14 protein-coding genes are annotated in these 19,922 nt (G+C 46.7%); 12 read left to right on the top strand and 2 right to left on the bottom strand.

Annotation, left to right across the window (positions count from 1 at the left end):
* Positions 1-224 precede the first annotated feature (224 nt).
* The 10 genes from HHL17_RS01495 to HHL17_RS01450 all read left to right on the top strand — a co-directional run bounded on the left by HHL17_RS01495 (position 225) and on the right by HHL17_RS01450 (position 15,019).
* A complete protein-coding gene (locus HHL17_RS01495) occupies positions 225-2,654 on the top strand; it encodes a bifunctional YncE family protein/alkaline phosphatase family protein (protein ID WP_169223041.1) in 2,430 nt (809 codons plus the stop codon).
* Positions 2,655-2,718: 64 nt separating this feature from the next.
* Complete coding sequence (locus HHL17_RS01490; RefSeq protein WP_169223040.1) at positions 2,719-4,149, top strand: glycoside hydrolase family 125 protein; 1,431 nt, start codon at positions 2,719-2,721, stop codon at positions 4,147-4,149.
* A gap of 94 nt (positions 4,150-4,243) precedes the next feature.
* Positions 4,244-6,025 (top strand): MutS-related protein, encoded by a 1,782-nt coding sequence (locus HHL17_RS01485; RefSeq protein WP_169223039.1) that lies wholly within the window; start codon positions 4,244-4,246, stop codon positions 6,023-6,025.
* 121 nt (positions 6,026-6,146) lie between these two features.
* Positions 6,147-7,229, top strand: coding sequence for a PA0069 family radical SAM protein (locus HHL17_RS01480; protein WP_169223038.1), 1,083 nt, complete (start codon positions 6,147-6,149; stop codon positions 7,227-7,229).
* Between the two features lie 53 nt (positions 7,230-7,282).
* Positions 7,283-8,260, top strand: coding sequence for a hypothetical protein (locus tag HHL17_RS34015; protein WP_240975068.1), 978 nt, complete (start codon positions 7,283-7,285; stop codon positions 8,258-8,260).
* A 541-nt stretch (positions 8,261-8,801) separates the two neighbouring features.
* A complete protein-coding gene (locus tag HHL17_RS01470; RefSeq protein WP_169223037.1) occupies positions 8,802-9,368 on the top strand; it encodes a DinB family protein in 567 nt (188 codons plus the stop codon).
* Between the two features lie 835 nt (positions 9,369-10,203).
* Positions 10,204-11,268 (top strand): AAA family ATPase, encoded by a 1,065-nt coding sequence (locus HHL17_RS01465; RefSeq protein WP_169225876.1) that lies wholly within the window; start codon positions 10,204-10,206, stop codon positions 11,266-11,268.
* 129 nt (positions 11,269-11,397) lie between these two features.
* A complete protein-coding gene (locus HHL17_RS01460) occupies positions 11,398-12,147 on the top strand; it encodes a hypothetical protein (protein WP_169223036.1) in 750 nt (249 codons plus the stop codon).
* A gap of 13 nt (positions 12,148-12,160) precedes the next feature.
* The gene (locus HHL17_RS01455) at positions 12,161-13,573 is read left to right on the top strand and encodes an RtcB family protein (RefSeq protein ID WP_169223035.1); all 1,413 of its coding nucleotides are present in this window, start codon (positions 12,161-12,163) and stop codon (positions 13,571-13,573) included.
* 228 nt (positions 13,574-13,801) lie between these two features.
* Positions 13,802-15,019, top strand: a complete 1,218-nt coding sequence (locus tag HHL17_RS01450) for a sterol desaturase family protein (RefSeq protein WP_169223034.1) — start codon at positions 13,802-13,804, stop codon at positions 15,017-15,019.
* Here the strand turns inward: HHL17_RS01450 and HHL17_RS01445 are convergent.
* Entirely contained in the window at positions 15,004-16,125 is a 1,122-nt protein-coding gene (locus HHL17_RS01445; protein ID WP_317166499.1) for an acyltransferase family protein, read from the bottom strand. The two genes, HHL17_RS01450 and HHL17_RS01445, sit on opposite strands and share 16 nt — an antisense overlap.
* A gap of 68 nt (positions 16,126-16,193) precedes the next feature.
* Positions 16,194-16,694 carry an RNA polymerase sigma factor gene (locus HHL17_RS01440; protein ID WP_169225874.1) on the bottom strand — a complete coding sequence of 167 codons (501 nt, stop codon included), beginning with the start codon at positions 16,692-16,694 and terminating at the stop codon, positions 16,194-16,196.
* Positions 16,695-17,487: 793 nt separating this feature from the next.
* Between HHL17_RS01440 and HHL17_RS01435 the strand changes: the two genes are divergently transcribed.
* Together HHL17_RS01435 and HHL17_RS01430 are read left to right on the top strand one after the other, a co-directional pair.
* Complete coding sequence (locus HHL17_RS01435; protein WP_169223033.1) at positions 17,488-18,777, top strand: nucleotide sugar dehydrogenase; 1,290 nt, start codon at positions 17,488-17,490, stop codon at positions 18,775-18,777.
* An 11-nt stretch (positions 18,778-18,788) separates the two neighbouring features.
* Positions 18,789-19,922, top strand: a complete 1,134-nt coding sequence (locus HHL17_RS01430) for a DegT/DnrJ/EryC1/StrS family aminotransferase (protein WP_206155887.1) — start codon at positions 18,789-18,791, stop codon at positions 19,920-19,922.

Here is a 19,922-nt window from a genome sequence, read left to right as displayed (position 1 = left end):
CAGGTTAAAGATCCTGGCTGCATTGTTTAGCTCCATAAAAGCAATCCCCCAATACTAAAGGCCCAATCATTTTGATGTCCTGAAAAACATCGTAGCCCAGGGCTTTAGCCCTGGGAAATGTTATATTAGTATTATCAATCGTTTGGCTATTGCTTCGCTCTGGGCGCCTGTTCTATTTTTACCAGTCTTATTGGTTTATTATCAGCACATTATCGCATATGCATATGAAAAAAATGATTTTCAGCGCGCTGTTACTGGCCTCATTGCAGGTAGCAGCACAAACGCCAGACACCGTGGCCGCACGGGTATTGTTGCCAAACGGGTGGTCCCTTACACCTGTTGGACATTCCCTGCCCCTGGGAGATTTGCCCCTGAACATGGTGCTCTCCGGTTCAGGAAAATATCTCGCTGTCAACAACAATGGACAGAGTAAACACACCTTGCAACTAATAGACGCCCGGCAGGAGACATTGCTGGACGAAGTAGTCATCCCCAAATCATGGTATGGGCTGGCGTTCAGCAAGGATGAGAAAACGCTCTACGCTTCCGGCGCCAATGACAACGTGATCCGGGAATACCAGCTTCGTGAGAATAAGCTGGTGGCTACAGACAGCATCCGCCTTGGACTGTCCTGGCCTAAAGAGAAAATATGCCCTACCGGCATGGCGATGGATAACTCACGTAACAGGCTATACGTAGTAACCAAGGAAGATAACAGCCTTTATCTGCTGGACCTGGCAACAAAAAAAGTGATCAAACGTATACCGTTGTCCGCAGAGGCCTTTACCTGCCTGCTGTCTAAAGATAACAAGACGCTGTATATCTCTCTGTGGGGAGGCGATGCTATAGCGGTATATGATATTGCCACCGATAAAATAGTACAGGAGATAAAAACAGGTAGTCATCCTAACGAAATTATTCTATCAAAAAATGGTAAGTATCTGTATGTGGCCAATGCCAATGATAACTCCGTATCTGTTGTTACTACTGCAGATGGAAAAGTAATTGAGAACCTGCACGCGGCACTGTATCCGGATGCGCCAACAGGTTCTACTACCAACGGACTGGCGCTGTCCGATGACAACAAAACACTGTATATCGCTAACGCAGATAATAACTGCCTCGCCGTATTCGATGTGGCTACTCCGGGCAAAAGCCATGCGGAAGGGTTTATCCCTGTAGGTTGGTATCCCACCTGTGTACGTGTTACCGGTAAAAAGGTACTGGTGGCAAATGGTAAGGGTTTTACTTCCATGGCCAATCCGGAAGGGCCTAATCCTATCAGCCGTAAAGATGCCAGCGGATCGCATGAGGCTAATACCCGTAAAGACCGTTCTGTACAATATATCGCCGGACTGTTCAAAGGCACGCTGTCCATCTTCCGGGAACCGGGAGAGAAAGTGTTGGGCCAGTGGTCTAAGCTGGTGTATGACAACACCCCCTATACGAAAAACAAAGAGCTGCGCGCCCCCGGTGAAAAAGGTAATCCCATTCCACAGGAAGCCGGACAAACTTCTCCGATCAAATACGTGTTTTACGTCATCAAGGAAAACCGTACCTATGACCAGGTGTTGGGCGACATCAAAGCCGGGAATGGGGACAGCAGTCTCTGTATTTTTCCCGAGCGTATCACGCCCAATCAGCACAAGCTGGTAAGAGACTATGTACTGCTGGACAATTTTTATGTAGATGCTGAAGTAAGTGCTGACGGCCATAACTGGAGCACCGCTGCTTACGCTACCGACTATACGGAAAAAACCTGGCCTACCAGCTACGGTGGCAGAGGCGGTACTTATGATTATGAAGGCAGCCGTAAAATCGCTTATCCGAAAAAAGGGTTTATCTGGGATTATTGCGCCCGTGCAGGCGTGAGCTTCCGCAGCTACGGCGAGTTTACCGGCAAAGGCTCCGCTACCCTGAAAACGCTGGAAGGCCACTTCTGCAAGGATTACCCGGCATTTGACCTGACAGTACTGGATGTGGACCGCCAACAGATCTGGCAGCGTGATTTTGATTCTTTGCTCGCAGCCGATGCAGTACCTCGTTTTAATACGGTCCGCCTGGGCAACGACCATACCAGTGGTATGCGTAAAGGCGCCTATTCTCCTTACGCTTCCGTTGCGGACAACGATCTGGCGGTAGGCAAACTGATCGAATATATCTCCCATAGCCGCATCTGGAAAGAAAGCGCCATTTTTATTCTGGAAGACGATGCCCAGAATGGTCCTGATCATATCGATGCCCATCGTTCCACGGCGTATGTTATCAGTCCTTACGTGAAGCGGAATACCGTGAACCACAATATGTACTCTACTTCCGGGATGCTGCGTACCATGGAGCTGATCCTTGGGCTGCCGCCAATGAGCCAGTATGATGCTGCTGCTACCCCTATGTGGGAACTGTTCACCGCTACGCCTGATCTGACGCCTTATGTGGCGCTGGAAGCCAATGTGGATATCCGTGAAAGGAATACCGCCTGGAACGAGAGCGCCCGCCGTTCTGCTGCTTTTGACCTGGCCCATGAAGACAGGGTACCTGATCTGGAGCTGAACGAAGTGGTGTGGAAGGCCGTCCGTGGCGAAAATGCGGTGATGCCGGCACCCCGTCGGAGCGCCTTTGTGAAGCTCCAGGAGAAGGAAGATGACGATGATTGATAAATCGTTTAAGCAAATCCCGGAAACTTTTCTATTTTAGCCCTACTTAAACGTAATAAACAGTATGGTAGCAAGGAGAGATTTTATCAGGAACAGCGCGCTGCTGGCAGGTGCTGTTGGACTGGGAATGCCCAAAACCGTTTTGGGCTGGGATGGTTATTCCTCCCAACGTCCGCCACTGGCGAAACGTAAGTTCACCAGCGACGCGGTGGAAAAGACAATCACCAACGTTAAAAAACAGATTGCCGATAACAAACTGGCCTGGATGTTTGAGAACTGCTTCCCAAATACCCTTGATACAACTGTTAATTTCAAAACGCTGGAAGGCCGTCCTGATACTTTCGTGATCACTGGTGATATCAATGCCATGTGGCTGCGCGACTCTTCCGCACAGGTGTGGCCATATATTCCGCTCATTAAGGAAGACAAGAAGCTGGAGCAGATGGTGGCAGGCGTCATTAACCGTCAGGCGAAATGTATCCTGATAGACCCGTATGCCAACGCCTTCAACGACGGCCCTACCGGTAGCGAATGGGAAAAAGACCTGACAGACATGAAGCCGGAGCTGCATGAACGCAAATGGGAAATAGACTCGCTCTGTTACCCTGTGCGGCTGGCTTACCACTACTGGAAGCACGGTGGCGATACCAGTGTGTTTGATGCAAAATACAAGCAGTCTGCCCAGTTGATCGTGAAAACCTTCAAAGAGCAGCAGCGTAAAGAAGGCAAAGGACCGTATAAATTTCAGCGTGTAACTGCCTGGCAGTCGGACACTGTGCCCAATTCCGGTTACGGTTCGCCGATGTTGCCGGTAGGCCTGATTGTTTCTATTTTCCGTCCTTCGGACGATGCTACCGTATTCCCTTTCCTGATCCCGTCCAACATGTTTGCGGTAGTATCACTGCGGCAGCTGTCAGAGATCAGCACCGAGATCTATAAAGATGCCGCTTTCGCGAAAGAGTGTGCTGATCTGGCTGATGAAGTGGACCGCGCCATCAAAGCATATGCGATCGTAGAGCATCCGAAACTGGGCAATATGTACGGATTTGAGGTGGATGGTTTCGGTAATCGGTTATTCATTGACGATACCAACGTTCCCAGCCTGTTGTCTATCCCATACCTTGGCTATACCACTGCCGATGACCCGCTGTACCAGGCTTCCCGCCATTTTGTATGGAGCGGTTTCCATCCGTGGTTCTACAAGGGGAAGTATGGTGATGGGGTAGGTAGCCCGCATACCGGTGAAAACTATATCTGGCCTATGAGCATCATCATGAGAGCTTTGACCAGCCAGAGCAAAGAGGAAATTGCCGAGTGTATCAAAACACTGCGCAATACCGATGGTAATACTGGTTTCATACATGAGTCCTATCACAAGGACGACCCTACGAAGTTTACCCGTAAGTGGTTTGCCTGGGCTTGTACACTGTTTGGTGAACTTATCCTGAAAGTTAGCCAGGAGTACCCGGATTTGCTGAAAAGGCAGTACGCCTGATCATTTTTTCATTTTATTATTTTTTTATGTTGATATTTGGAATGCAGCGGAGACAGTTGTCTTCAGCTGCATTTCACTTTTAAAAATGTGTGTAATGGAACGCCCTCATCTATACCAGCAACGGACCAACGAATTCCAACAGGCCATTGACAAGGAAAAGAAGCGGACATCGCTGCTGTCCTGGGCCCGGCTGATGAGTTTCCTGCTGATCATTGCCGGGGTGGTGTTGTATTTCCGCCAGGGAAGGGAAGGAGTGTGGTTGATCGCGGCAGCGGTGGGTGTAGTGGCCTTTGGCTTTTTTCTCAAACGGCACAATCGTTCCCTGCAACAGCTGGCACTATTGAAAACGTTGCTGGAACTGAATAAGAAGGAGCTGCAGCAGGCCACCACCTGGAAATCTTCCTTTGATGATGGCCACGAGTTTATCAATGATCAGCATGACTATTCCGGAGACCTGGATGTGTTTGGCCCTGCGTCTGTTTTTCAGGCCGTTAACCGCACCGGTACATTGTCCGGGAAACAACGGCTGGCTGCTTCGTTGGGAGCACCCATGCTGAATATAGCAGAGATCCTGGACACACAGGAAGCCCTGAAAGTACTTACACCCGAAATAGATTTTCGTCAGCACCTTACCGCCAACGCCATGCTGGCCAGGGAGGACGCCAGCGACCGCCGTGAGCTGGCGCTGTGGCTTGATATGCCATTTGCATTTATACATAACCGGTTTATGGGGATCGCCCGGTGGCTGTTTCCGCTGTTGACGATTGCGGCAGTGGTGGCAGGTACGTATATCGGTCACCATTATCTTTTCATCGGTATGATCATGGTCAACTGGCTGGTGCTGCTCAGCATTCAGCCCAGGCTGCTGGAGCAGTACAAGCTGATTTCCCAGAAGGAGCGTATCCTGGAGAAGTTTGCCCTGTTACTGGGGTTGATACGTAAAGGGTCCTTTGAGCAGTCGGTGTTGCTGCGGCAGCAACAGGAAACTGCCCGTGAGGCGGATGTGGCGCTGCATCAGCTGTCCCGCATCAGTTCTGCCTTTGATCAGCGTCTGAACCTGTTGGTGGGTATTGTCCTCAATTCCCTGCTCCTGTATGATCTGCATTGCATCCTGCGGTTGGAGCGTTGGAAGGAGCAATATAAAACTGCCGTAGATAGGTGGATTGATGTGATAGCACAACTGGAGGTATGGAATAGTCTGGCCACTTTCGCTTTTAATCATCCCGGGTATGCTTATCCGCAGCCACAGGCCGAACCGATGTTACTGGAAGCGGAAGGGCTGGGACATCCGCTGATCCCGGAAACTGAATCTGTTAAAAATGACGGTCATATTGGCCGGGACGCCAGTTTCCTGATTATTACGGGTTCCAATATGTCGGGCAAAAGCACCTTCCTGCGCAGTGTAGGTTCCAATCTGCTGCTGGCCATGTGCGGTGCGCCGGTATGTGCCAACCGGCTGGTATTTAGCCCTATGCGTATTATGACCTCCATGCGTATTAAAGATTCTATCGCCAGCCATACTTCCTATTTCCAGGCAGAGCTGCTGCGGTTGCAGCATGTTATTGTCCAGCTGAAAACAGGGGAGCGGGTGTTTATCCTGCTCGATGAAATCCTGAAGGGCACCAATTCAGAAGATAAGTTGTCCGGTTCCCGCAGCCTGATAGAACATTTCCTCGCGTATAATTGTCTGGGTATGATTGCCACGCATGACCTGGAGCTGGGCCATCTGGAAGATAATTACCCCAATAAAATCCGGAACTACTGCTTTGAAAGCACCATCCAGGATGATCACCTTTTCTTTGATTACCGTATCCGGCCTGGTATTGCCCGTAATAAAAATGCGACTTTCCTGATGAAGCAGATGGAGATTATTTAGATATTTTCTTATTTGATTATTGTGATAGGAGCCTTTAGTAAGCCCTGGCTTGATCAAATAATAAAATACCTAAATAAAGAAATGACAAAATATTTAGTATTTTTACTAAAATATTTAGTGTATGACATTGCCATTCCAGGAAGGAGGATCTGAAACCCCCTATTACAAAGGACGTGGTGCGCAGGTAAATCCGCGGAACAAATACCTGAAGGGAGAATACGTACAGGAGCATGTGGAAGGGATTGACGAGTGGTGGCAGGCGGATGTACCTACCCAGGTATTTGAGGAGCATGCCAAAACCCTGGTCAACAAGGTGGATAGTCCGGACGTGGGGATGTGGTATTCCATGAACCCATATCAGGGCTGTGAGCATGGCTGTATCTATTGTTATGCCCGCAATGCCCATCAATTCTGGGGGCTGAGCGCCGGACTGGATTTTGAGCGGAAGATCATTGTCAAACATAATGCGCCGGAGCTGCTGCGCAAGTTCCTGGACAATAAAAACTGGGTGCCCAAACCTATTTCCCTTTCGGGGAATACAGACTGCTACCAGCCGGTGGAACGTAAGATGTGGCTTACGCGGCAGCTGCTGGAAGTAGCGCTGGAGTATAAACAGCCGGTGGGCATCATCACCAAAAACTCGCTGGTATTGAGGGACCGTTACCTGCTGCAGCAGCTGGCGCAGGAGAAGCTGGTCTGTGTATATGTTTCCATTACTACCTTACAGGAGGAGCTGCGTCAGAAGATGGAACCCCGCACCACGACGGCCGCGCAGCGGTTCAAAATTGTGAAGGAGCTGAGCGACTTCGGTATACCCGTTGGCGTGATGACAGCCCCTATGATTCCCGGGCTGAACGACCACGAGATACCCAGGCTACTGGAGATGGCTGCTGCCAATGGCGCTAAATACGCCGGTTATACCGTTGTACGGCTCAATGATGCCGTGAAGATCATCTTCAACGACTGGCTTTATAAGAACTTCCCCGACCGTGCTGATAAAGTATGGCACCAGATTGAAAGCATGCACGGCGGCAATGTCAATGACAGTGAGTTTGGCCGCCGGATGCGCGGGGACGGGAATATTGCTGATTTGATCCGCCAACAGTTCCGGCTACACGTAAAAAAGAACGGATTAAACCAGGACCGTTTTGAGTTTAATACGGAATCTTTCCGCCGGCCTACCAGTCAGCTGAGTTTATTTTAGCGGATTGGTTATCTTGGCGGATTGTTTTACCCGTTTTAAACAACCCTTTATCTATGAAAAAATTATGCTTGTTAGCCCTGATGGTAGGCAGTTCTGTGGCAGCTGTAGCGCAAACGCCAGTATTGTGGGGAGAGTCATCTTCCCGTACTGATTATAGAAATGACGCTGGTCTGCAGGGGAAGGATGGGGCTGTATCCGGCTTCTTTCAGGCTAATGGGCCGATAAATTATCCCATTGGTGCTACAAACTGGTGGCATTTGTTGGATGTGCGGCATTCTGAAAGGAGCAATAATTTTGCGATGCAGTTTTCCGGAAGCTTCTTTGATCAGGACCTTTATTTCCGGAAGACCAATAACGACCCGGCTACACCATGGTCCAGGGTGGTGTTGGAGAGAGAGGGACAAATTATTGTCCCCGGTGCATACAACTTTGAGCGGTTTCGTATGGGGAAGGATGGGAATAATGGGGGATACGAAGTTGAATTTGTAAACCATGCCGGACCAAACCAGTCTTACGGTGTTAAGATGGGCGCTAATGTTGATCGGTTTGGATATGGTTTGTATTTCCTTGGAGCGCAGGCGGCTGATAGCTATGCTGCTTTGCAATATGCCGCCAAACCTGCTCTTTTTGTGTCTGCGCTGGACAACACCGTCGGCATCGGTACCCATCAGACCGCAGGCTACCAGTTGGCCGTAGCCGGGTCCATGATTGCCGAACGTATCAAGGTAAAAACCGCCGGTACCTGGCCGGACTATGTGTTTGAGAAGGATTATCCGCTGCCGTCCCTGAAAAGCACCGCCGCTTTTATTCAACAGCACAAACATTTGCCGGAGATGCCATCCGCCAAAGAGGTGGACAGTACCGGTTTGGACCTGGGAGATATGAATGCCCGGCTGCTGAAAAAAGTTGAGGAGCTGACCTTGCATCTGATCCGTCAGCAGGAGGAAATAGAAAAATTACAGCAGCAGAACCAGCAAATTCAGCAACAGGTGCAGCAAATGAAAAATGAAAAGCGGGATAATATAAACTAATTGTTAACTCTATAAAAAAAGTAGGCTATATTATTGTGTAATAAAAAAAATAAAATTTACCTTTGTAGCAAATAACAAAATTTCTTAGTGCAACTTCTGTCAACATATAAGATTATTACGATGGCCTGCAAGCAAAAGCAGGTCCATGACGGATTGCGGGCACGTTGCACCGATTGTTAACGATAGTTATCAAACGATATAAACAAAGGTCCCGCACTCACTGAGGCGGGACCTTTTGCTTTTGAAGCAGTACTGAAATGACGACAGTGAAAGAACTTCAGACGATAACTGGTCAAAATATTCAATACACCACCTGGTGTAAAGGGAATGGCTTTGCCTTAAAAAAGCCATATGGACTTGGTATGTAATAATGTAACGTAACCCATTACATGATTGCCCGGTCCGTAAATACGGCCGGGTTTTTTATTTCACGGGGAAATCCGGCACAGAAATGGCAAACAATTTTTTAAGAATGTTATGTGCTAAGCCCATTTGATCTCGTATAAACAGGTACAGTGCATAACCCCAAAAACGTTAGTATATGAGGAACGTTATTCAAGTTGTAAGAGAGGCTTTACTCACCAATTTCAGAGAATTGGACAATTGGTTTGACAAGGAACCAGCTTTGCTGGACTTCAAACCGGACCGCGATCAATGGAGCATACGGGAAGTGCTGGAACATATTACCCTCACTAATTACTTCCTGTTATTGATCATCAACAAAAGTACCCGCAGGGCGCTTGACCGTAAAAGAAACGGCCATGCCGTTGTGTTGCCGGCAGATTACGAAGAGAAATTCAGCCAGATCGATGTGATCAGCAGTAAGTCCTTCGGATGGGTAAGACCTGAACACATGGAACCTACAGGGCTTAAAGATATGCAGGAAGTAAAAGTGTTACTGAAACAACAGTATGCACAATGCATGTACAATCTGTCTTTGCTTAAAAATGGCGAAGGGGTGCTGGTATTTACCAACATGTCTGTTAACCATCTGGGCAAACTGGATATCTATCAGTACATCTATTTCCTGACTAAACATATAGAACGTCATATCCGCCAGATGAAAAGACTGGAAAAGGAATATGAAGAAAGCGCTGTTTTGATCTGATTTTTTTTGGTCGACCAACAACATCTGTTTTTGTTATCCTCATTCGATTACAGCAACCGGAAGTATGCGCACTTCCGGTTTTTTTATGCAGTCAGGAGCCGACACTATTTTTATCTACATAGAAAAAAAATTTGAAAAAAGTCTGTTAAAAATTTGCATTATCACTATTTATCACATTATCTTTGCATCGTTAAAAATTGATAATAGGTAAACACTTGTAAAAAATGGTACGCTTTAACTTAAATATGGAATCAGCAATCCCTTGCGGCAAGCAGGATAGGAGCGGGTTCCGGGCGTTTCATAGTTACAGGTAGTACAAATATATTTGTATCATATAACAGAAGCCCGGATCAATTGGTCCGGGCTTTTTTTATGATGATTTTGATAATGACATTACCACGGAACACCATAAAAAACCGGTTGCTGAACGCTGAAATGCGCCGCAGTAATGGATTTAAGGATAGCATCAATCACATTGACGCTAAATGGACCCGGCATGCCTTGACGTAGTATATACGTTAACGTTAGTAGCCCGGTCCGTGTAAAACAGGCCGGGTTTTTTTGTGTTCATCGTAAAAAGATTATTTGAGGAGGTACATTTTATAAACAGGTAGCGGAGTAATCGTGCTCCGCTGACTAATCTCCCTTAAAGATATTTTTTTCGTCTCTGTTTGAATTAACCCCCATCTTCAGGTTATCAAGAGGATAACTTGTAACTTCCCCCCCAAAGAGGTACCTATACGTACCGGAAATGATAAGCATGATTTGCCTGGAGCCCACAGGGGCTCCGGTAAATCACTATCAGGGAAGACTAATTTTAAAGTGCAATTTGAAAATGAAAGCGATGGTCAACAACCAGATAGATATAACCGATGGAGAATATTTTGCGCCCAAAGGAGTGTATACCGTTCATTTTAACAGTATACCCAATATCAATAATATCTACGATATAGACGGAGAAAAAGCAGAAGCCGCATTTGTGAAAGCTTTTGAAGGCATGATACTGCATACCTACCGCTATACCGATTACGATACGAAAAAGAAAAAATATAAACACGCACAAACCGTCATGGTGCTCAATAACAACAGTGTGGTTGCCTTCTGGCATTCCTGGGTGGAGATATTGCACGATGGCACAGATGTTGCGTTTGTAGCAAAGATAACGGAGACGGCTACACGTTATAAAGAAAAGCAGCGCCGTGAGCCACATGAAATTAATCTCATCGTCAGTGGCCGCAAAGGGCTGGAGCTGAAAAGTATGGAGATCAAGCGCACTAAACTGGACATCGGACTGTTTTATGAAGATGATTTCCGCGAAGTAGATAAGGTAATACAACAGCGATTGCGCAAAGACAAGGACAAAGGTATCGTGCTGCTGCACGGTATCCCTGGAACCGGTAAGACAACGTATCTGCGTTATCTCATCGGTAAAATTAAAAAACGTATCTTGTTTGTATCACCGGACCTGGCGCATAATATCATGAATCCGGAATTCATGGAACTGCTGATAGATAATCCTAACTGTGTGGTGATTATTGAAGATGCAGAAAACGTGATCATGGACAGGAAGTTCAGCGGCAATTCATCTGTGTCCAACCTGTTGAATTTGTCTGACGGACTGTTGGCGGATTGCCTGAACATACAGCTGGTTTGTTCTTTCAACAGCGACTTGTCTGCCATTGATAGCGCACTGTTGCGCAAAGGCAGGCTGATTGCCAAGTATGAGTTTAAGAAACTCTCTGCGGCCAAAGCACAACGGTTGTCCAAACATTTAGGCTATGATACCGTGATCAACAAATCCATGAGTATCGCTGAAATAGCCAATCAGCATGAACCTTCTTTTGAGACGCCGAAAAATGTGATCGGTTTCAGAAGAACGCTGCTGGAAGAAAGAGTATAAACAAACATTATTCATCTCATTAAAAATATTATTAGTCATGAAAAAGAATTACTTGTCTGTATACAACCCGATGGTACATCGTTTTCACCGATCGGTGAACGAGATTAAAAACTCACCAGACCATTTGTTATGGACAAGTTATTTTCAGACGAATTACAATATTATATTGAGTCCGCACGGCTCAAAACAGCGAGACAAAAACGCCGTGCAGTAATTACAGCGAGAGACAAAGAGATTTTGCGACTGGACAAATACAGAAGAGCGCTTTGGCGTAAAAGCCGTGAGCCGCTTTATGTTCCACTGAAGCCGCCTATCCAGAAAGGTTATGAACGCTTTTTTATATTGAGAGATGACGTAGCCCGTGGAAAACAGGCATCATTTTTTCAGGAAATCCTTGTTAAAATCAATACGGTGCAATATTTCCACCGGAAAGATTTTAAAAAGAAGAAACGGCTGCGTGGTAAAAAGGTATGGGTAGACAAAGAGCAGTCTTTACGCCGTCTTGATTTGTGGGAGTTTGACAAACTCCGGTTTACACAACAGGAAGCTGCTTACTTTGAAGTACAACAGGAGGTGCGGAAATGCGGTAAAAAGGAGGTACCTGTCATGGTGTTTAAGGAGCCCTGGCGTTTTATATTACGGGTACGGCCTCATATGCTGACACATCAACGTATAGTGGACCCCGTGCTGGAATCGCAAATACAGGAGATAGACAACTACATTACCAGCCGTCAATTGGAACATCGTATGTGCTGGCTTACACAGAGCCATCGTAACGGCTGGAGAAGCTGGCAGTTTGATGTGAAACACAAAGAGAAATATAAAAAGAAACCCCTGTATCAACTGGTGCAGGAGGAATATTACGATAACATTGATTGAATAGACCCCCATTATGTCTGAATTGAAAATGACCGGAAAACAATTACGCGCTTTAGGTTACCCACAGGGCCCGGTAATTAGTACAGCCATTGACGTTATTACCCAGCATTACGCAACGGCTACAGCAGAGGAAACAGCAACCATACTGGCCAAAGTGCTGGCAGATCCGGCTGCCTATACCGAAGATGCGGTATGGGCGCAGGTGGCCACCGCTTTGATACCAGAAGAACGTCCCGAAATCATCGCATTGCGGGAGAAGCCGGTAGATTACGCTGTCTTCGGTGGTGACGCCATTGAAGAAGGCGCTATCCGCCAGCTGAACAACGCGGTACGTTTGCCCGTTGCCGTTGCCGGCGCATTGATGCCGGATGCCCATCAGGGGTATGGCCTGCCGATAGGCGGTGTATTGGCCACTGAGAATGCTGTGATACCTTACGGCGTTGGTGTGGACATCGGATGCCGTATGTGTTTGAGCATACTGGACCTGCCGGTAGCTAGTCTGACTACCAAAGCCGGCGAGTATGAAAAAGCGCTGAAATACAAAACCAAATTCGGTGCAGGCGCGGAATGGAAAAAGAATGACGACGATGCCGTACTGGAAAGAACCGAGTTTAAGGAAATTCAGATACTGCGTAACCTGCAGGCTAAAGCTGCCGGCCAACTGGGAACTTCCGGTTCCGGTAACCACTTCGTGGAGTGGGGTGTGGTGACCATCACTGATGCCAACAACGAATGGGACCTGGTTCCCGGAGATTATGTGGCAGTGTTGTCCCACTCCGGTTCCCGTGGCCTGGGTGCACAGGTGGCCGGGCATTATACCCGGCTGGCCAAAGAGCTGTGTGTGTTGCCAAAAGATGCGCAGCATCTGGCGTGGCTGGACCTGAACACGGAGGCAGGGCAGGAGTACTGGCTGGCGATGAACCTTGCCGGTGATTACGCTTCCGCATGTCACCACCTGATCCATAAGCGGCTGATCGCTGAAATGGGCGCTACTATGTTGGCGAGGGTGGAGAACCATCATAATTTCGCCTGGAAGGAAGTGCATCACGGTAAAGAGCTGATTGTACATCGTAAAGGCGCTACCCCCGCCGGGAAAGGCGTACTGGGTATTATTCCCGGCTCCATGACTGCACCCGGCTTTATTGTGCGGGGTAAAGGCGAAACTACCAGCCTGCATTCCGCGTCGCATGGCGCCGGACGGCAGATGTCCCGTACGAAAGCCATCGCTTCCATCACCAATGATGAAATGAGAAAGATGCTGCAGGATAATGGGGTAACCCTGATCGGTGGCGGATTGGATGAAGCCCCTGGTGCTTACAAGGATATCCATACTGTGATGGCCGCACAGGCCGACCTGGTGGAAGTAGTGGGCCGGTTCCAGCCTAAAATGGTGCGGATGGCCGACGGCGGACCAGCAGAAGATTAGTTGAAGACTAAATAGATATATGCAATGTCGCAAAGGCGGGAGACGGCTGACAGCTGTTTTCCGCCCTTTGTTTTTTATAGTCTACAAATTTAGTAGGATATTAGAAATATATTCTCTAATATTGTTATCAGTTACCACCAATAACAAGATTAACGACCCCTGTTCATGGGCTGGCACCATGCGGGGATACCTGTGTTTTCATTTTTAGCAGCTAAAAATTTTATCAAAGTGCATTTGAATTTTCTGGCATTGGCGGTTCCTTTTTTCCTGACATTCATGGGTTTGGAGTATCTGGTGGCACACAAAAAAGGGAAACGTTATTTTAAGTTCAAGGATTCCGTAGCCAACATCAGTGTAGGCATTGCCGAAAGGTTACTCGATACCTTTACGGTAGGGCTTTTTTATTTCGTGTATGAATACCTGCACCGGCACTATGCTTTGTTTGATATCAAACCGGGTGTGCTGTTATGGGTGGCATTGCTGGTTTGTACCGATTTTATCTGGTATTGGTATCACCGGTTGGCACATGAGGTAACATTGTTCTGGTGTGCGCATGTGGTACATCATCAGAGTGAGGAATTTAACTATACGGTATCTGCCCGTATCACTGTTTTTCAGGCTTTCATTCGTACGGGGTTCTGGGCGGTATTGCCTGTTGTTGGATTTCCGCCGGCGATGATCACCAGTATGTTGCTGGTGCACGGGCTGTATCCATTTTTCATTCATACACGTACCATTGGCAAACTGGGCATTCTGGAATACATCCTGGTAACGCCGTCGCATCACCGGGTGCATCATGCCAGCAATCCTAAGTACCTGGATAAAAACTATGGGGATGTATTCATTATCTGGGACAAGTTATTTGGTACTTTCCAGAAAGAAGAAGAAGAACCAGTGTATGGTCTTACCAAGCCACTGGAAAGCAACAGTTTTCTTTGGCAGCATTTTCATTTCATACTGGAGATGCTGTATTCCGTCAGGAGGACAAACGGATGGCGAGGCAAGCTGAGGGTGGTTTTCGGAAAGCCTGATTATGTAGATCCTGCGGCGAGGGAAGTATTGGAAGAAACGTTCCTGTTAAGGAACCGAACGATAGTGGAAACGCCTAAGCTGAATAATTATGTGGTGTGGCAGATGGCTGCCACACTCACATTATTGTTTGTTTTTTTATTGCTGGAGCATTATGTGCCGGTGTTTGTACAGGTTTGTGTTACGCTGTTGATCGTGCTTACGCTGATGAACTGCGGTGCCATTCTGGAGCAGAAACGCTGGGTGTTTTATCTCGAATATGCCCGTTACAGCGTTTTGTGCTTTGCCTTGTACTATTACTGGCCGCATCCTTCGTTACTCACATTGGCGGCGCTGGTATTAACAACAGCGCTCTATTTCCAGTCGCGGCTGAAGGAGCGGTATTACCGGCTGGTATACGGTTATACCCGTACGTAGATTTTCTTTTTGTCCATCCAGTAACCTATGGCGGCGAAGGCGCATACATGGAAGAGCGCAAACAGGAAAGAGCCTACCATATTGCCGCCTATGGGCTGAAATACGTTCTGGTACAGCCAGGAATACATGTTCTGGCCGGGTACCGGGCGTATCAGCAGGTATAGTTTTACCACTACGCCGGACAGCACGTAAATGAAGAGCGGGTTTTTACCGAATACGGTGAAGAAGGTCGTCCACCGGGTAAGCCCGCGGAATTCCACGATATACATCAGGATGGAAAGCAGCAGCAGTGCGATGCCTACTGTGTAGAGCACGTAGGAGCTGGTCCATATTTTTTTGTTGATAGGAAATACCATGTCCCAGCAGAGTGCTGCGAAGATGAGAATACATCCCATGATCATCAGGCGGGCGAGCATTTCATAGGTTTTGCCTTTTTCCTGGATGAATTTACCAGCGAGGTACCCGAAGATAACATTGCAGATAGCCGGGAAAGTGCTGAGGATGCCTTCCGGATCGAAGGGTACTCCTTCTCCCTTATACATATGATTTTCTCCCAGAATTAACTTGTCGAGCGGCAGGCCGGCATAACCTTCGAGGCTGTACGGGTCGCCGGTACCGAAAGCTATCAGGACGAACCAGTAGGTGAGCAGGATGATGCAGGCCATAACAAAGGCGCCTTTGTCTTTCAGGTAATGGACAATGAAAGCTGCCGCGCCGTAGCAGAGGGCAATACGGGGGAATACACCCAGGATGCGCAGGCTGCTGAGCGGTTTCATGACCAGCTGGCCGTCGGCCCATTTCACGAACGGGAACCAGTTGAGCAGCAAGCCGATACAGAATATCAGCAGGGTGCGGGTGAGTATTTTCCGGATGACCGCTGCGTTGCCGGCTTCAGCGTATTTTTTCATGGCAAAGCTCATGGCATTGCCTACAGCAAAGAGGAAAAAGGGAAATACCAGGTCGGTAGGTGTACAGCCGTGCCATTTAGCGTGTTCCAGTGGCGCGTACACGTACTCCCAGCTACCGGGATTATTGACGAGGATCATGGCGGCTACTGTCAGTCCGCGGAAGACGTCCAGCGATAAAAAACGTTGCGATGCAGTCACTATAGGATTATTTGGTTGTTTGGTAATTCGCCAAGATAACTATTATAGTGAAGGAACACAACAGTGATTTAGTGCCGGAGCACTTGTGTCTTGAGTATTTTACGGGCGAAGTGAATCCGGCTTTTGATGGTCCCGAGTGGTTCCTGGAGGATATCTGCTATTTCAAAGTATTTATATCCTTCGTAATAGAGGAGGAACGGTTGTTTAAAGATTTGAGGGAGGTGGTAGACGGCGACGTGTATGTCTTTCATCCGGAGGTTGGTGTCTGCTTTATTGCTGGTAGGGCTTTGCTGATAGTTGAGGAAAAAATCGCTGACGCTGGGTTCGGCTATCATCCTGTTTTTGGCTTTTTTCCGGTAGTGGTTGATAAAGATGTTACGCATAATGGTAAACAGCCAGGCACGGATGTTAGTGCCTTCCAGGTATTTTTCCTGGTTGGAGAGGGCCCGGAACAGGGTTTCCTGGTATAGGTCCTTGGCCTGTTCTGCATCTTTGGTAAGGGTAAACGCAAAGGGTTTCAGGAAATCAGCGTTTCCGATAAGCAAGGTGTTAAATTCAACAGATGACATCATGTTTCAGGTTTTGGCTTAACTGAATGAACGGAACCGCACAGCGTCAAGCTTTCACAGAATATTAATAAAAAACTGGTTTACAATGGTTTAAGGATACGTTATTGATTACAATATGGTCTTTTGAGTGGTCTGGTGTCGTTAAAAATTTGATTCTGGGTGGTTTTAAAAAAACAACAGGTCTGATCAGCATGACTCTCTGATAGTATTAACGAGAAAAGGGGGAAAATGGATTGAAAATGTTTCAGTTATATTAGAGATAATGTATTAATAAATTTGTTATATTATAAAATACTTAAAATTAACAGAAAACTTACCTATGTACTTTTATTTTTGTTAATCTTACCAGAGAAAGCAAGTAGATGTTTCAACGCTTATCGGAAATTATCTAACGATTTCAAAACAAAACGGTTAGGTAAACCGATTCTTGTGACATTTATATGTTATTTTTAATAGATTTGCACCTTGTTTGGCGATACCCCCGGGGTGTTGCCCCTAATAAGTGTTTTCCAGAAAGGTATTCGAGATGTTTATATCCTATTAGTACATGTTCAGAAAATTATTGATGTTGCCGCTTTTCCTGTTTATTGGCTATTGTGTGACCACGCAGCATCCAGCATTATCCAAAGAACAAATCCGGCTTGACAACTTTAGTGATGATCAGAGCCCTTTGTTGGTGCTGACATGTAAAAGTCAATATACAGCGCCAAGGTTTGGGGAATTTCGAAATGAATAGGATTGCGATGACATCGGAAACACCTGTTGAATTACTCCGATATAAAATTTAGCATTAATGAAGCAATATGATAAAATTGCGGTAATCGGTCTGGGATATGTAGGATTGCCCCTGGCCCTTGAATTTGGGAAAAAATATGATGTCCTGGGATTTGATATCAATGAAAAGCGAATCAAAGAACTCAGTGTAGGAGAGGATCATACAAAGGAAGCAGACCTGGATCAATTAAAAAGTTTAATTGCTCAGAGAAGTGAAAGTGGTAAAACGGGGTTGAAGTTTTCGGCGGTTCAAAAGGACCTGGCTGAGTATAATGTTTTCATTGTCACTGTCCCAACTCCTATTGATCAGTATAAAACTCCCGATCTGGGGCCTTTGCTAAGTGCTTCTCGTATGATAGGGGCAGCGTTGAAGAAAGGAGACCTGGTGATTTACGAGTCTACGGTTTACCCCGGATGTACTGAGGAAGACTGTGTGCCTGTACTGGAAAAGCACTCCGGATTGAAATTTAATGTGGATTTTTATTGTGGATATTCTCCGGAGAGGATTAATCCGGGAGACAAAGTAAATACGTTAACCAAAATCCGAAAGGTAACTTCCGGTTCTACTCCTGAAATTGCCGAAGTGGTGGACAAACTGTATTCCTCCATCATTACGGCAGGAACACATAAAGCTCCCAGCATCAAGGTAGCCGAAGCATCCAAAGCCATTGAAAACGCGCAAAGGGATATCAATATCAGCTTTGTGAATGAGCTGGCCCTGATATTTGACAGGATTGGAATTGACACAACAGATGTAATAGAGGCAGCCGGAACCAAATGGAACTTCCTGAAATATAAGCCGGGATTGGTGGGAGGACACTGTATCGGTGTGGATCCGTACTACCTGGCCCATAAAGCAGAGGCGCTCGGATATTACCCTCAGGTTATTCTTTCCGGCAGACGGGTAAATGATCATATGGGTATGTTTGTGGCCAACAAGGTTGTGAAGCTGATGATTAAAAAAGGGCATAAGATCGATGGGGCAAAAGCCCTGATTTTAGGTGTTACCTTCAAGGAGAACTGCCCGGACATCAGAAATTCCCGGGTTATTGATATATACCGGGAATTATGCCAGTTTGGGATGAATGTGAATGTCTATGATTGTTATGCCAATCCCGAAGAAGTAAAAGAAGAGTATGGCATAACGTTATGCCCCGAAATTGGGGAGGCGTATGACGCCATTATTCTGGCAGTAGCGCATAATGAATTTATAAACCTTGATTTCAGAAAAATAAGAAACGGACACAATACCATCATTTTTGATACAAAGTCTATCCTGGACCGTAGTATTGCTGATGCCAGATTATAAACCCGATTGATATGAACAAAATCCAGATGGTAGACCTCAAAGGTCAATACCTGAAAATTAAGCCATTGATTGATGCTGCAATAGCCGAGTGTATAGATAACACTGCTTTTATTAATGGTCCACAGGTAAAACGTTTCGGGGAGAATCTGTCTAACTATCTTAATGTTTCCTATGTGATTCCATGTGCCAATGGAACCGACGCCCTGCAGATTGCGATGATGACATTGGGACTGGAACGGGGAGACGAAGTGATTGTTCCTTCTTTTACATATGTAGCAACCGCGGAGGTGATAGGATTGTTAGGACTTGTACCGGTTATGGTGGATGTGGACCCGCTGTCGTTCAATATCACGGCGAATATTATCAAAAATGCCATCACTGCTAAAACCAAGGCTATTGTCCCTGTTCATTTATTTGGTCAGTGCGCAGATATGGCCCCGATTATGGAGCTGGCCAAAGCATACGGGTTGCATGTTATTGAAGATACGGCCCAGGCATTGGGGGCTGATTATCGCTTCCCGGATGGTACTGTGCAGAAAGCCGGCACTGTTGGAGACATTGGTTGCACTTCCTTTTTCCCTTCCAAAAACCTGGGGTGCTATGGTGATGGCGGCGCATTATTTACCCGCAACAAGGAATTGGCAGAAAAAATTATGATGATTGCCAATCATGGACAGGTGAAAAAATACGTACACAAGTATATAGGCGTTAACTCAAGACTGGATACCATCCAGGCTGCCATTCTGGATGTGAAACTGAAGCATCTGGATGACTATGCGGAGGTAAGGGAGACTTGTGCTTCCCGGTATGATAAAGGACTGGCGTCTGTTTCGGGGATTACCATTCCATACAGAGTACCTTTTTCCACACATGTTTTTCATCAATATACATTGAGAATCGCCGGAGGAAAAAGAGACGGGTTGAAAAAATACCTGGAGGAAGCTGGTATTCCTGCTATGATTTATTATCCTATTCCGTTGAACGAACAGGAGGCTTTTGGGGAAATCGGCAGGATAGCCGGTGATCTGAAAGTAACCGGACAACTTTGTGCTGAAGTGCTGTCTTTGCCTATTCATACTGAAATGGTGGAACAGGAGCAGGACTACATCATCGAAAAAATAAAAGAATTTTTTAAAGAGGTCTAG

Origin of the sequence: Chitinophaga fulva (assembly GCF_012927205.1) — a bacterium.
In the GTDB taxonomy this organism is placed as follows: domain Bacteria; phylum Bacteroidota; class Bacteroidia; order Chitinophagales; family Chitinophagaceae; genus Chitinophaga; species Chitinophaga fulva.
Note: the sequence above shows the minus strand (reverse complement) of the source record. Positions and strands in the feature narration are given on the sequence as shown.